At 46.8% G+C, this 15,245-nt stretch carries 7 protein-coding genes and 1 riboswitch; of the genes, 1 reads left to right on the top strand and 6 read right to left on the bottom strand.

Annotated elements, in window-relative coordinates; all coding sequences use genetic code 11:
• Position 1: 1 nt before the first annotated feature.
• The 6 genes from RIG66_RS17750 to cysE form a co-directional block, all read right to left on the bottom strand.
• Complete coding sequence (locus RIG66_RS17750) at positions 2-5,014, bottom strand: eCIS core domain-containing protein (RefSeq protein ID WP_446380097.1); 5,013 nt, start codon at positions 5,012-5,014, stop codon at positions 2-4.
• Positions 5,015-5,230: 216 nt separating this feature from the next.
• Complete coding sequence (locus RIG66_RS17745; RefSeq protein WP_446380096.1) at positions 5,231-8,020, bottom strand: cation-translocating P-type ATPase; 2,790 nt, start codon at positions 8,018-8,020, stop codon at positions 5,231-5,233.
• A gap of 543 nt (positions 8,021-8,563) precedes the next feature.
• Positions 8,564-9,166, bottom strand: a complete 603-nt coding sequence (locus RIG66_RS17740) for an exopolysaccharide biosynthesis protein (protein ID WP_446380095.1) — start codon at positions 9,164-9,166, stop codon at positions 8,564-8,566.
• Positions 9,167-9,332: 166 nt separating this feature from the next.
• The gene (locus RIG66_RS17735; protein ID WP_446380094.1) at positions 9,333-11,138 is read right to left on the bottom strand and encodes an SLC13 family permease; all 1,806 of its coding nucleotides are present in this window, start codon (positions 11,136-11,138) and stop codon (positions 9,333-9,335) included.
• Between the two features lie 25 nt (positions 11,139-11,163).
• Positions 11,164-12,501, bottom strand: coding sequence for an SLC13 family permease (locus RIG66_RS17730; protein WP_446380093.1), 1,338 nt, complete (start codon positions 12,499-12,501; stop codon positions 11,164-11,166).
• Between the two features lie 423 nt (positions 12,502-12,924).
• Positions 12,925-13,062: riboswitch (cyclic di-AMP (ydaO/yuaA leader) on the bottom strand.
• Positions 13,063-13,157: 95 nt separating this feature from the next.
• A complete protein-coding gene (gene cysE / locus RIG66_RS17725; RefSeq protein ID WP_446380092.1) occupies positions 13,158-14,039 on the bottom strand; it encodes a serine O-acetyltransferase in 882 nt (293 codons plus the stop codon).
• Positions 14,040-14,695: 656 nt separating this feature from the next.
• Between cysE and RIG66_RS17720 the strand changes: the two genes are divergently transcribed.
• On the top strand, positions 14,696-15,073 hold the full coding sequence (locus tag RIG66_RS17720) for a hypothetical protein (protein ID WP_446380091.1): 378 nt from the start codon (positions 14,696-14,698) through the stop codon (positions 15,071-15,073).
• Positions 15,074-15,245: the final 172 nt, after the last annotated feature.

The following is a 15,245-nucleotide window of genomic DNA, read 5'->3' as shown; positions in this document are numbered from 1 at the left end:
ACTACCTACTAAGTCGTGGATGAGAATGAATAGTGGGTGCGCCACTATTTGCACCAGTCAACTCTGCTCTAAGCCAGTATGCATCCTCTCCATTAGCATAACCGATTTGTTGAGAAAATTGTTTATAGGCATGATATGTACCGCTACCCTTATCAATAACATCACCTGTAAGCAATGTGTCTTTTTCCAGTTGTCTTACCGTATCAGGCGTCATTGAGTATAAAAATTGTCCTGGACCTCCATTGGCACTGTTTTGGCGACGCTCCTCTTCAGAGTTACCTCTCCAGTGTTTAGCTCGCGAATATTGCGCTGGCGGTATATGAGTTGCTTTGTTTACAATAGCACTCAATTCTGCCTTTTCATCCCTTTCCTGTTTCGGTAGTTTTTCTTCAAGTCCTTTTAACTTTGCTTTCGCTTCTTTGAGTTCTTGACTTACCTCATTAATATCTCCTTCAGATGGTCGATCTCCTAACAACTCTCTTAGGGCTTCAATATCTCCTTTAATCTGCTGTAACTCCGTCTTACACTCCCACTTTTTAGGATTATTATCAGGAACACTATTTATCTTTATTTCTAGCTGATTAGCACGTTTTTCTAGAGAAAATACTGGATTGATTCCATTTTTACCATTTTCTTTGTTCGGAACCTTAGCATTCGTTGTATCTTCTTCTTTAGGATTAATTTCACCATGGATTCCCCAATATTCACCTTTTTTAATTGGCTCCAGTACTTTAAGCTTATATTTGCGTTTTATTCGGTTTAACCGAGGTTTAATAGTTTCTTGTTTTACTTCTTTTCCACTAAATTCATTCAGGTAGCTTTTAGCCGCGTTTATGGCTTGGGTAAGCTCTTGTGCTTTTTCTTTCTTGGTGCGCTTGTCAGATGTACCTTTCTTATCCTTATTCCCTTTACCTTTCTTCCCCTTAAACAGACTCTTCGCCTTTTTCAGAACCTTATCGATCGCCTTATCAATCCGGCTGCGAATCTTCTTGACAATATTCTGTACCTTCTTCGCCAACCCACTAATACCCAGCAGTGACGCCAAGAAACCAATCACCACAGGGAGCGATCGCACCAAGGCATTCTCCACCAACTTCGCTGCACCACCAACCGCACCGGATGCGATCGCGGTTATCGCTTCAATCACCGCATTCACCAGTTCTACCACCTGGCTACCCTGGTTAATGAAGAACATCACAATGTCATAAATTGCCATCGCCGCCTTCACAAATGCTGAAGCCGGATTCAACAACCCAATAATCCATTTCACCCCAGCCGTAATCACCTGGGTGATCAGCATCCCCTTGATTTCCTCAATTACCGTCTCTTTCAAGTCACCGAACTGCTCTTGAACCTGTTCCCACAGTCCCATTGGTCCCTGATTCGCGATAATTTGGAATATCTCAACACTCTTCTCCATCCCAGCAACCATTGGTTCGCCGAACAACTTCACCGCCTTGCGACGGATGTAGTCCCACGTCATCCCTAATATCTGCGTTACTAAGCTGAAAATCCCCTTGAGACTGAAGATATCATCGGGTAACAGAATCCCCATCGAACCCATCGCCCCCGTCAGCCAGCCAATTAAACCCCCTTGCAGGTGGTTCATAATGTTGGCAATAAAGTTATCCAACCCCTGCTTCACACCACTGACGAGATTACCCAAGAACCCAATCGGATCTTTTATAATTGACCCAATCGCACTCGCTGCTTTGGCTAACACGTTTTGCAGCATGTTCTTGAGCTTATTAATCGTGTCGATTACCCCAGCCATCGCATCAAACGCTTGAGCAAACCACGGTTGATTCGATGCCTTCATCTCCTTAATTTGAGCATCCAGTTGCTGGAGATTCTCCTGGTACTGCTGTGCTAGTTTATCGACTAATTCCGTCTCTTTATCTTTAACACTCTGTTCTAGATCATCAAACTTGGTCTGAATATCCTGTGCTGCTTCGGTACCCACTTGCTTAAGCGCTTCCGGTAAACCCGCAACGTACTCTTTAATTTCCTCTCTGCCTTCAGTGATTCTCTCTTTCGCCTTGTTTAGCTGCTCACTGACATAGTTGGCAATATCGGTTAGACCTTTATCTATCTCATTTAGATACTGATTACGTCCTTCATCAAAGAAGGCTGTTACTTCAGGGGGTACACCCATCAATTTGTCTTTTACCCAACGTCCAGCCCCCCATAGCCCGTCATACCGCTTTTTATACTCTTCCATCTGAGGAGCAACATAGTCCTCAAATTTTTGTTTGGCGGTATCAGCAGTTACCTTGAAACGGTTGGTAACTTCTGTATCTAAACCATTGAGGATACCTTCAACGTCTGTTTTCGTCTCCTGGTAAATCCCATCAATGTCTTTAGCGACTTTATCCCGTTCCTGCTCATCCTTCGTTTTCGTCTCATCCTGACGCCCCATCACTTGAGCCAAGAGCTGCTCCCGCTCACCATGCATTCCTTGGAGCTGGGTTTGACTGGTCGTTTGGGCTTCAGACTGGGCTTGATTTAACGTCCCTTGCTCCTGCTGACGATACTCCTGTGGTGCTTCAACGGCTCGTTGTTGAGCGCCTTTCTTCGTATCCAAGGCTTGCACAAATTGTGGTTCATTGGAAGAAGCCAGTTGTTCTGGCGTCACATCAGCCTCAGCCATTTGCTGATCAAGTTTCTGACTCTCAGCTTGCATGGGTGCAGAAACTTCGGATTCCGGTTTGGGTTTCGGTGTGGCTTGAGCTGCACCGATATCTCCTGGTGTTGAACCTGCATCCGGCTGATCTAAGGGTTTTACCTGTTTGGGTTCAATCTCACTGGTATCAGGAGCTTCCTGGGTTTTCTCGGCAACGGGACCGGCGGCTTGTTCTGCTGTTTCTTTCGCCTGATTGGACATATTGTCCTTCACCGAAGAAAGCAGATTATTGTCTTTAAATTTATCAGCATCTTCTAGGGTTTTGGGAGCCGCCTGGTTCACCTTGTCCATTACAGCAGCTTTAAAGGCTTCGGCATTAAATTCCCCAGGGGGCTGCTGCTCCATCTCCTGGACTTGCTTGTCTTGCGCCTTACTTTCTACTTCATTGCTGGGGGGTTCAGAGGCATCCTGGGCTTCTTTTGATTCAGACTCGGCGGGATCATGTTGTTTTTCTTTCTCAGCAACTCCCTTAGCTTTTTTGACTGTAGCTTGGAAATCGGGGTCAGCCTCTGGGGAAGCTGGCGATGCAGCGCCACTGCCAGCCGCTTCACTCTTGGGAGCATCACTTGCAACCGCTGGCTGAGTACCTATTTCAGTTGCACTCGCGGGTGCGCCACCTGCTGCCATTTCCGGTGCAGCCGCCATACCCCCAGGTTCTGCTGTCTCTGGTACTGCTCCAGTTCCCCGACTGTCTACTTGGGGAGTGGCTGGAGTCATCTCACCACCTGATTCGGGTGCTGCCGAGGGTGCTGCTGGAGCTGGTTGTGCTGGCTGGGGTTGGACGCCTGCACTGGATTGTTCGTCTTGAGGATTTTCTCGGCGTTGGATTTTCGGTTGTGGGATAGAAGTCGGTGTCAGGTTTGGTTTCGGCTGTAACTTATTGCTTTTCGTCGCGACTTGCTTAACTGATTTTGCCTGAACCTGATTGCCATTTTGCTGCACGACATGAGTTAACTCATGTGCCAATAATTCCTGTCCCGGTTTACTATCGGGTTGATATTCTCCCTTTTTAAAGAAGATGTCTTTACCCGTTGTAAATGCCTTTGCCTGTATCGACTTATTCAGTTTGTCTGATTCAGAATCAGTATGAACTTTTACCTGACTAAAATCTGCCCCAAACGCCTGCTCCATCGGCTGGCGCACGTTCTCGGATAGGGCTTGTCCACTACCGCGCTTCTGTTGAATGGATTGTTCCAGAGATGGTGTAGCTGTGGCGTCAGAGGATTGTGACTGTGCTTCTTTTTTCTGAACCGTTTCTTCTTCGGGTTCCTGGAAGGGCTGGTTTTGGATGTCTTCATCCTCAGTATTATCCTGACGTTGAACCGTTTGAGCGGGTGACTGATTCAATACAGGATTAACTGGCTTTACAGGTGACTCAATTCGCTGGGATTTAAAGGTATTGAGTCGATTTAATCCGGGGTTAGAAATGGGTTTTATTGGTTGGACAACCTGATTCGACAACCTGCCCAAATTAACCTGTCTGGGGATCGAGGATGACGGTGTACCGGGAACGTTGACCGGAATTTCGAGAAAATTATGATACTCTTCTGATTGTTCAGTTTGTTGATCGGGTGTATCTGAAGTTTCTCCTTGGCGTTGAACAGTTTGAGACTCACTCGATGATATCTCGTCTGCTTCCGCCTCTGGTATTTCCTGGCGTTGGATGGTTTCATCCGATTCCTGCGCCTCTTGTTCAGCGTCTGGCTCAACCTTTTCCTCGTTTTCAACGGGCTGCTGTTGAATGGAATTGCCTAATTCCCCCAAGTTCCCTTGTCTTTGTATAGAGGATGGTGATGTACCCGGAGCGTTGATGGGAAGTTCTAGGAAATTACGAGCAGGTTGTTTCGCTTTCGCTTGAATTTCAGTTTCTTCTTCTGACTTTTCAATGTTATCTGTATCAGATTCAGGTATTGCCTCGGCTTCACTATCGGGTATTTCCTGACGCTGGATACTACTATCTGCTGCGGAAGCATCTGAGGCTTCAGCAAAAGCAAGATCATCTGGCTCTTTCGTCTCGTCTTGAACTTCCGACGCATCCGCTTGAATCTCTACAGCATCAGTAGTGGGTTGCTGCTTTGTGAGATCACCTGCCTTTGAGTGAATCGGACTGGCTTCGGCTGTTGGCGCAGGAGCTTGAATTGGAATTTTTTGAGAGTTATAACCTAACTGGGAAATTTGATCGGCTTGTTGTTTGAGCTGTAATTTTTCCTGGGGCGATAATGTCGGTGACAGCACTTTGGCACGACGCCTCTGTATCTTGAAGGGATTCGGCACGGGGGTCGAATTGGGCTTTGAGAAGCCTTTTTTCCAGAGGTGTTCGTGAGAAGACATTGCCGAGTGCCTCAACGATCGCAGTCATGCTGCGGCATAATCCTTCTATTCTACCTGCTTAGTGCTGGACATTGATTAAATTTTGATCAAAATTTAGGCGGCTAGCTAAATAAGTTTTGTGAAGGAGCGCGATCGCATGGTTGAGTCAGTAGCCGTGGGCGCGATCATCTCCGATTAAAGAGAAATGGTATGATCACCTTTTAGAGTACGTTCCGGTTAACCTATCGCCGTTTGCCGACGTCTGAACCAGTTAATCACCAGTTTTTCCAGTTCAATCCAAACAAACATTAAAGCGCTAAAACCAATACAAATTAAAAGTTCGAGAGGACTTAACCAGTGAGTGCCGAAGAAATCCCGCAGGGGAGCCACGTAAATTAGCATTAATTGTAATGCTGTGGTCAAGGTGACAGCACTCAGAACATAAGGATTGGAGAAGGGATTGAGTTGCACCGTTAGCTGAGTATGGGAACGAATCGCGATCGCGTGTCCCATCTGGGCTAAACATAAGGTGGTGAATACCATCGTTTTCCACCGATCAGGATCTCCCGATTCCTGGGCGTAGTTATATGCCCAGACCATGAGTATGATGGTCAATATGGCAAAGATAATCCCAATCCGCACCATGTAAAGCCCCAACCCACGGGCAAAAATACTCTCGCGTGGATGGTAGGGGGGGCGCTGCATCACGTTGGGTTCAGCGGGTTCCATGGCGAGGGCGAGGGCGGGTAATCCGTCGGTGACGAGGTTCATCCAGAGAATTTGTAGGGGGGAAAGGGGAACGCCTCCCAAGCCAATTAACGGCGCCGCCGCGATAGTCAACACTTCCCCAATGTTACTCCCCAGAATATATTTGATAAAGCGGCGAATATTGGTATACACCACTCGACCTTCTTCCACCGCATGAACGATAGTGGCAAAATTGTCATCCAGCAGAATCATATCGCTGGCTTCTTTACTCACATCAGTTCCCGTAATACCCATCGCTACGCCAATATCCGCTTGCTTGAGGGCGGGGGCGTCATTCACCCCATCCCCCGTCATTGCCACAAATTCACCTTGAGTTTGCAAGGCTTGGACAATTCGCAGTTTATGTTCCGGGGAGACGCGGGCGTATATACTCACCTGGTTCACCTGTTGCTCTAATTCGGCTTGAGAGAGTTTTTGCAACTCTTGCCCGGTGAGAACAATATCCCCCTCTTTAGCAATGCCCAAATTAGTTGCGATCGCGCGTGCCGTTAACTGATGATCTCCTGTAATCATCACCGGGCGAATTCCCGCCTCCCGACATTGAGCCACAGCCTCCCGCACCTCGGAACGCGGCGCATCCAGCATTCCTACTAATCCCAACCAGATTAATCCTTGCTCACTCTCCTCCCAAGAACCATCCGGGGGAATGTCTGACAAGAGCTTATAGGCAAATCCCAATACCCGCAAGCCTTTCCCAGCCATCTGGTTATTTTGTTCCAGAATCTGCCCCCGTTGTTTTGGCGTGAGTTCACCCTCCTGAATCTGGGTGCAGCGCTCTAAAATTAGCTCCGGTGAGCCTTTGGTAAACATGATGTAGGATGTAATGTCTTCCCCATTCTGTGTCTGGCAAATCGCACTCATGCGCTTGCGTTCGGAGGAAAAGGGAAACTCGGCGACTCGGGGAAACTGTTGACGCAACGACTCTTCAAAAAAACCTGCCTTACCTGCCAAGGATAGCAATGCTCCCTCCGTGGGATCGCCCAAAATCGTCCATTCCTGCTTTTCCTGCTGCAATCGGGCATCATTACATACGACACAAGCGGTTAGCAGAGTTTTCAAGTCGGGATAGTCTTCAACGGTGATCGCTGATTCCTGAATCCGGAATTCTCCAATCGGTGCATACCCGTCACCCGTCACCGCAAAGGTATCTCCAGGGGTGTGAACGAACTGGACAACCATTTTATTTTGGGTAAGGGTACCCGTTTTGTCGGAGCATATTGTTGTCACAGAACCCAGGGTTTCCACCGCTGGTAGCTTACGAATCAGGGCATGGCGGCGCACCATCCGCTGAGTGCCAATCGCCAGGGTAACGGTAACCACAGCAGGCAAGCCTTCCGGGACAACTGCCACTGCCATACTTAAGGATACTTCTAAGAGTTCTTCAAACAGTCCCAACCCCCGGTTCAGCATACCCCCGACGACAACCAGCGCCACCAAGAGTAGGGAACCACTGACTAAAACATTTCCCAACTGAGACATCCGCTGCTGTAGCGGCGTGGGTTCTGTTTCCACCGATTGCAGCATTGTGGCAATTCGCCCTAATTCCGTCTGCATCCCGGTGTTAGTCACCAGTACCTTGGCTCGCCCCTGAATTACTTCGGTTCCCTGAAATACCAAGGTTATGCGATCGCCTAAGGGGGCGTCTTCACTCAGTTGCACATCCGGTTGCTTGTGTACCGCCTCGGCTTCCCCGGTTAGGGCAGATTCGCGGATTTGCAGGTTTTGGGCTTCAATTAGACGACCATCGGCAGAGACTTGTACCCCAGCTTCTAATAGCATGACATCTCCCGGCACCAATTCCTTACCGGAAATTTCCATCAATTTCCCGTCTCGCAGCACCCGCACTTTGGGGGAGGAGAGGCGTTTGAGGGCGGCGAGGGCTTTTTCAGCGCGGCTTTCTTGGAGATAGCCGAGCAAACCATTTAAAATCACAATCGCAAAAATCGCGATCGCGTCTTTGGGAAACACCTCATTTCCTAAATCCAGGATGGCTGACACGATGGCTACGGCAATCAGCATCACTAACATGATATTTGTGAACTGATCCCATAAGATTGCCAGGGGACTACGCCCCCCTGTTTCTGTTAATTCATTTAACCCATACTGCTGCTGTCTCTGGGTAATTTGTGCGGGTGTTAAACCCCTGTCAGGGTCACTTTTTAGACGTTCTAGTGCTTGCTCAATGTCCAGAGTATGCCAGGGTTGAGTGGTATCGGGAAGAGGACCTGAAGTGGCAGATGAGAGTGTAGGAAATGACATAGTTGGCGGTGATTAGTTTAAGGGAAGAACGTTTAGGGGGAAACCAAACCAAGAAACGAGGCACCTGAATCCTGAAAGGGATAAACATTTCACAGAATGGGGAAAACTAAAAGCCTTATCCGGAGCCGGAGAGAGGTTTTACAGATTCCGTGAAAAGCAAGGGGTATGGGCGGGTTTTATAGCGCTACGCGCTAGGCAATAGGCAATAGGCAATAGTGAAGAAAAACGCTTACTCATCAAGGGATTTACCCTTCGACCCTTCGGCACACTCAGGGCGTCGCTTCGCGGCAATTGAGCGTTCGACTGAGCGCTCACGCCGAAGTCCTGTCGAAATTCAGGGTCAAAGCGATTTGAAGTTTTCTTTTATGTCCTAACTAGAGTGCGTAGTGCTATAACGTCAACTAAACCCGCCCTTGGGGGAATTTTTCAAATTGGCGCTCCCGGTGAGTTGTTTTGCCGGATACCTGACGTTGATTATTTTTTATTCATAAAAAATCGTCTATTACTCGATTAGTTGTATCCAATTTTATTATCCCTTATTTTTCAAAATGAAATAGGCAGTAAATGAGTACTTTGCCAGAGTGCATAAGCAATAAAAGCAAAAGCTAGAGTCACTAAAGCGGTTAATCCGTATCCCACACACATCAGCAAACCATCTTGCTCTAAAGTCGCAACAACCAATAACAAGATGGCGGCAGTTGGCATTGGATTCGTGAACGGAAACGGTAAGATCAGTAGCAGGGTTAGCCAAGCCATACAACACCCATTCCAGCGCCATACTTTAGGACTTTCCGCCACCTTTAGCCAACGAGGGCGCACAATTTTTTCCAGCACCCTCATCACTCTCTTCAAGTTTTTTAGCAGTTTTAAACTCAGGCTAGGGGGAAATCGAAAGTTGGTAACTTTTCGCGGTAACCACGGTTTTCGCCTTCCTAAAGCCATTTGCACGGATAACACTAAGCAGCCTAATCCTAATACGCTTGATGCTCCAGGAGGCATGGGAAACAAAAAGGGTAAAACTAATAAGCCAATTACCAAGCTGAATCCCCGCTCAGAGGTTTCTGTGAGAATATCTCTGAGGGTTAGGGGCTGATGGGTTAATCTGCTGAGTAGGGATTCGATGTCTTGAGTAAATTTTAGGTGCATTGCTCATTTGTCATTTGTCTTATGTCTTATGTCTTATGTCAGGGTCTAAGAACTATTTATATAACTTAATAGAGTTGAGTTTATTTCCACTAAACTAATTAAGGCAGGGAACAAAATAGAGCGAATAACTGTAGCCATATCATTTAAATAGATATAATTTGACAATTTATTGAGTCGGTGCTAAACCATACAACCAAATAATCAGCATCGGCGTTATTACCGTCAGCAGCAAATTGAGAGGCGCACCAATTCGAGTGAAATCCAGAAACTTATAACCACCGGGTCCATAAACCATGGTATTCGTCTGATAGCCAATTGGAGTTAGGTAGCTGTTAGAAGCGGCAAAGGTGACAGCAAACATAAAGGCAAGGGGATTGAGTTCCAGAGTGGTGGCAACGTTAGCGGCAATGGGTATCATCAGAATTACGGCAGCATTATTGGAGAGGAGTTCGGTGAGTAGGGATGTCGCTAAGTAGAAGAACATTAAAAGCCAATAACCAGAAAGATTCCCACCCATGGCAACTAAATAGCTGGCTAACCATTCCGTTGCTCCCGATTTATCCATAGCAATGCCAAGGGGAAAAAGTCCGGCTAAAAGGAAAATAATATCCCAGCGCACGGCACTATACATCTCTCCCGGTTTCAGACAACCTGTTACAATCATCAAAATAACTCCTGCCAATGCCGTTACTAAGATGGGTACCCAATCGAAGGCAGCAATAACCACTACACCCAGCACAATCGCCAGGGCAATTCCTAGCTTATCTTGGCGGAGGGTTTCCGTGTCTCGCTGTTCAATGACTAGTAAATCGCGACTGGTTTGTAATCCGATTAAACTTTGCTTAGGTCCTTGTACTAAAAGCAAATCGCCAAACCGTAAGGGAATTTTACCGATTCGTTCTCGCCGCAGTTCTTCTCCTCGCCGAATTGCCAATACAGTAACATTATAGCGTTGGCGAAACCGTAATTCTTTTAGTGTCGAACCAACAAGATTGGCATTTGAAAGAATTAAGACTTCAGCCACGCCTTCTTCCACTGAACTGAGTTCAGTTTCCCCGAAAGCTTTCCCGCCAAACTGAACCTCTGGCAGAATATCTAGTCCCCGTTTGGTTCTAATTTTTAATAAATCCTCTCGACTACCCCGCACGAGTAAAATATCACCGACGGCTAATATTTTATCAGCCAAGGGTTGAGGGAAGTGGATGTCATTACGAATGATTTCCAGTACGTCTAAATCGAACGTCCGCTGAATTTTACTGGAACGTAGCGTTTGTCCGACTAAACTTGATCGCGGGGTGACGACAACTTCGCTAACATAATCATTAAGACCGTAATCTTGGGCAACTAAATCGCTGGTGGACGGTTTGCGATCGGGCAGAAGTCGGGGTGCGGCGAGAGTCAGGTAGAGTAGTCCGACAAAAAAGGTAATAATACCCAAAGGCGTAAACTGAAATAATCCGAATTCGCCATATCCCAATTCCTTAGATATACCACTTGCCACAATATTAGTGGAGGTGCCAATTAAGGTAATCATTCCCCCTAATACCGTGGCATAAGATAGGGGAATGAGCAGTTTAGACACGGAGATATTTTGCTTTTTCCCCCAATCTTCTACAATGGGTAAAAAGACAGCGACAACCGCTGTATTGTTGATAAAGGCAGTAATCGAACCGACAATCGCCCCCATGACAAAAATTTGTTGTCGAGGATTCTTTCCGCCCCATTTAAGCAACACGTCTCTAACGACTTGAATCACACCCGTGCGTCCAATTCCCTCACTCAGGATAAACATTGCCATTACCGTAATGGTAGCAGAGTTACTAAAGCCAGAGATTCCTTCTTCCGGGGTAACTAATCCCAACAGCATTAAGACAACGGCAATAAGCAGAGCGGTGACATCGACGGGCAGCCATTCGGCAATAAACGCAATTAAAGCGAGAATTAAAATGCCAAGGGTGAGGGCAATTTGCATAGATTATTTACAGGTCAATTGGGAATTATAAGAAAAAGCGAATTGTAATATATAAAGCTGCCGTTACGAGTTGTATTACCATTACAGGTACGCCGTAACGCAAAAAGGTTTTAAACGAAATCCGGCGTCCATGGAGTTCAGAAATACCCGCCGCTACGATATTGGAAGAAGCGCCAACGAGTGTGCCATTTCCTCCCAAGGTAGCCCCAAACATCATGGCATAGAAAAGGGGTAGTACTTCTGGGGGAAATTGACCCTCAAAGGTTGGAGATAGGACATCTGCTCCCACAGAACCCACGTTAACCAGGTACTGTTTAAGCAGTGGCACCATTGCCACAACTAGAGGAATATTGGGAACAACACTGGAGAGTAAACCAACTAAGAAAAGTAGCAAGAGTGAACCGAGGAAAATATTTCGTCCCAATAGTACGGCGAGTAGTCTGGATAAACCGCTGACGATACCCGTTTTTTCCAGTCCACCAATAATCACAAAAATAGACATAAAAAATAGCAAGGTACTCCAGTCTACATCCCGTAAGATGTTGTTAACCGTATCAATCTTGCTATGGTGAGCCAACAATAATGCTAACGCTGCTCCCATCAAAGCGACAGCCGCTGGGGAAATTGGAATAGGCAGAGATTCTCCTACGACAAAAAACACCAGCACAAACGCCATGATAAACCCCCCAGCGATTAAAACTCTAGGATGATTGATTTTAGGTTGGGGCAGTTGATTCAAATTATCCAGCTTTTTATGCCAAGTTTTTGGGAATAAGAAGGGCAGCATGACGACGATCACGGCAACAGCAATGACCCCCCCTAAACTTAACTGAAGCAAGTAGTCGGTAAAGCTGATATTGACGGCATCTCCTACAATAAATGTTGCCGGATCGCCGACAAGTGTGAGTAATCCAGCACTATTAGCCACCAGCACCATTAAAATTAGTAATGGCACGAAGTTTACCCCAAGTTCCTGCGCCAAGGGTGGCACTAAAGGGGCTAATAACATTACCGTTGTCGCATTCGGCAACATGGCACAAATCGGGGTAGTAATGGCAACGATTCCCAGCAGAAGTCGCTTTCCTTCTCCTCCCGCTAATACCACCATTTGTGTAGCCAAGTAGTCAAACACTTTAGTTGGTTCAAATGCCCGGACTAGCACCATTACGCCAAAGAATAAAGCCAAGGTGGCATAACTCTGACTGATGTAGTCAACGGCTTCGTTCAGCGTCATAACGTGGACAAAAATTAGCAGTAATGCCCCCAAAAAAGCCGCAATTGTTAGATGCATCCATTCGGTCATAACCAAGAGAATTACACCGACAAAGGTTGAAAATGCAATAATCTGAGACCAAGTTTCCATAAATTCCCTGATGATTGAAGTGGATAAGGGGAAGATGTTCAACGAACAGTAAAAAAGTACCCCAAGCATAAGGGGATAACAAAAGCAGATTGGGTAGAAAAAACCAACTCCATGCCTAACACCTAGGTTTAGTTATAGGAGTTAGTAGAGACTTCTAAGAAAAGTCTCTACCAAAGGGCTAATTGGGTTGCTTTTATTACATTATTGTGGGCATTCTTGCATCGATTTGGAGTACTAGACTGGTGTTTTAGTCAGTGGTGTCCTCGCGTCACCGTATACCAATTACACCCGGAACAAATTGTCGCAAAACTGAACTGAAACGACATGGACAACGCCTCAACTTCAAAAAGCAGGTACAAAAAACTGAGCAGTACCAGCGCCTGAAACTGATGAAATCGAGACATTCCTAAAAATGCTGATTCTTCAGTCTCCTCCCAATGCCTACGGAGTTAGCTGACGGGCTAGGACTGAGAGTTGTCCCTCTCGACTCGGGTTTCGAGTCTGAGATATGCCCCAAAAGTTGGTTCCCCCGCTCCAGCTTCACCTTGTCACTGAAACAGATTTCTCGGTGAAGTCTTGGATTAAGCTGACTTACTCGACTTAACCTATCATTATATTGCTGTGGGCAAAAAAAGTCAATAGAGTTTGTTCACAACTCAAACCGAATCATTGTAAGGTAAGAGCGTCACGAAAATTTGACTTCTACCATTTTTCACCCTATGGTTTTTTGGGATTAAGGATTCCAATTGCTGTTCGAGTTCGGTGATGCGATCGCGTAACGCCCGTAGCGCGGCGGCTTGTGTATCAGGGAGTTGTCCATGTTCTAACGGATCAATGCGTTTGCCAGACTGACGTACAATTCGCCCTGGTACTCCCACCACGGTGCAATCGGTGGGGACATCTCCCAACACGACGGAACCCGCCCCAATGCGAACATGATCACCAATGTGGATATTCCCCAATACCTTGGCACCTGCACTCACCACCACATTCTTCCCTAATGTGGGATGACGTTTCCCAGTTTCTTTACCTGTTCCTCCCAGGGTTGCGCCTTGGTAAATTAAACAGTAATCACCCACAATTGCGGTTTCGCCAATTACCACGCCCATGCCATGATCAATAAACACGCCCTTCCCCATCACCGCCCCTGGATGAATTTCGATTCCGGTGAAGAATCGCGCCAGTTGAGACAGGAAGCGGGGAAGGAATGGTACTCGCTGACGATGCAGCCAATGGGCGAGGCGATGGCTGATCAGCGCCTGTAAGCCGGGATAGCAAACGAATACCTCGAACCGATTCCGGGCGGCTGGATCACGTTCAAAGATAATCTGAAAGTCAGTTAAGAGGGTTCGCCAGCCTTGCTTGATTACCTGAAACGGTGTTCTGACTCTAGGGATTTTATCGGTGTCGCCTCGTTCTATTTCCCTATCCTCTATAGGTTGCTGACAATGGGTTATCCAATTGTGCCTTCTGCCTTCTGCAACTGGGGTGGCAAGCTGCGATCGCGTTGTTGAGTAATTACTGGTGGACTGTAGCATTGCATATCGCCCCTGAAACGAAGTTAATCTTTTTGAAGCTTATACCAGATGTCTGATGGCTAGGTTGCACATTAGCTACAGATTAGACTGGATTCGCTTATTAATGATGTACTCAACGCTCAAGGTTCTGATTTTATGGGCATTTCCCCGTGTTGGGGGGATAAAGGTTCTCGTATTTTTTATCCCGGATGGCAAGATTTTCGGGTCGAGGTTCTAGTATTTGTGTACTCAGAACCTGACGATAACCTCACTGTTCACGGTATGTGGAAAACCTCTCTCCAAACCTCTCTCCTGCAAGGAGAGAGGCTTTGAATTCTTCACCCATGGAACAAAAAGCGAAGCATCTGCTGGCTTCCCCCATGGAACAAAAGCGAAGCAACATCTGGTTTCCCCCATGGAACAAAAGGCGAAGCAACATCTGGTCTCCCCCTTTTGAAGGGGGACGGAAGGGGGATCTAATAGGGGAACGGAAGGGGGCTGGGGGGTTTCGATTTTTCTAGATGACGTGAAAAGTCAGGACTAAACCCGCCCCAACGATCAGTTGACACGTCTGTAGGGGCGGGTTTCACTACTATCGTTTGAAATGGTGCACCCTACACCCGCCCGGAAAAAGAGGATATAAAAGAGTAGAAACAACATAGAGGAAATAGTGTAAGATGAGGACGTTTTTGATATATGCGTTAAGTCTTTCAGCATCACTTTTTTCAGTACAGAAAGCCTGGGGATTACCATTACCCCACATTAACCAAAATCAGTCCTATCGGGCTTTAAGACAAGAACTCATCCAGATGGGATGGCAACCTGCTGCGTTTGAGCTGGAAAATGAATTTGGAGCAGTCAGGAACCATATACACCAAGTAGAAGGATGGCACGAGCTAGAAGACTGCTCTGGAACGGGTCTGGGTTTTTGTAAGTTTATCTTTCAAGACGAGCAGGGTAATCAACTGAGCATTACCACGGTTAACAACGATTCTGTTTTTCCAGCTTCAGAACGTTATCGCATTTATGGCTGGGATTATACGCCAGTTAAGTAAAAACGCCATTTATGGTAGGGGCACGGCAATGCCCATTGGTGTCAACTTAAGGTGAAAGCTCGGTTGAGCAAGGGTGTCGGGTGTCGGGTGTCGGGTGTCGGGTGTCGGGTGTCGGGATGGAATTGTCTGTTGGAGGCGAAAAAACCTCACACCTACCACCATTCACCTCACC

Origin of the sequence: Coleofasciculus sp. E2-BRE-01 (assembly GCF_040221695.1) — a bacterium.
Lineage (GTDB): Bacteria > Cyanobacteriota > Cyanobacteriia > Cyanobacteriales > Coleofasciculaceae > Coleofasciculus.
This window is presented reverse-complemented; position numbering and strand designations above follow the sequence as displayed.

Excerpts from the sequence above, each read along its gene's own strand:
- RIG66_RS17730 (WP_446380093.1), bottom strand. The coding sequence starts at position 12,501 with ATGGAAACTTGGTCTCAGATTATTGCATTTTCAACCTTTGTCGGTGTA.
- RIG66_RS17750 (WP_446380097.1), bottom strand. The coding sequence starts at position 5,014 with ATGTCTTCTCACGAACACCTCTGGAAAAAAGGCTTCTCAAAGCCCAAT.
- cysE (WP_446380092.1), bottom strand. The coding sequence starts at position 14,039 with ATGCTACAGTCCACCAGTAATTACTCAACAACGCGATCGCAGCTTGCC.
- RIG66_RS17720 (WP_446380091.1), top strand. The coding sequence starts at position 14,696 with ATGAGGACGTTTTTGATATATGCGTTAAGTCTTTCAGCATCACTTTTT.
- RIG66_RS17745 (WP_446380096.1), bottom strand. The coding sequence starts at position 8,020 with ATGTCATTTCCTACACTCTCATCTGCCACTTCAGGTCCTCTTCCCGAT.
- RIG66_RS17735 (WP_446380094.1), bottom strand. The coding sequence starts at position 11,138 with ATGCAAATTGCCCTCACCCTTGGCATTTTAATTCTCGCTTTAATTGCG.
- RIG66_RS17740 (WP_446380095.1), bottom strand. The coding sequence starts at position 9,166 with ATGCACCTAAAATTTACTCAAGACATCGAATCCCTACTCAGCAGATTA.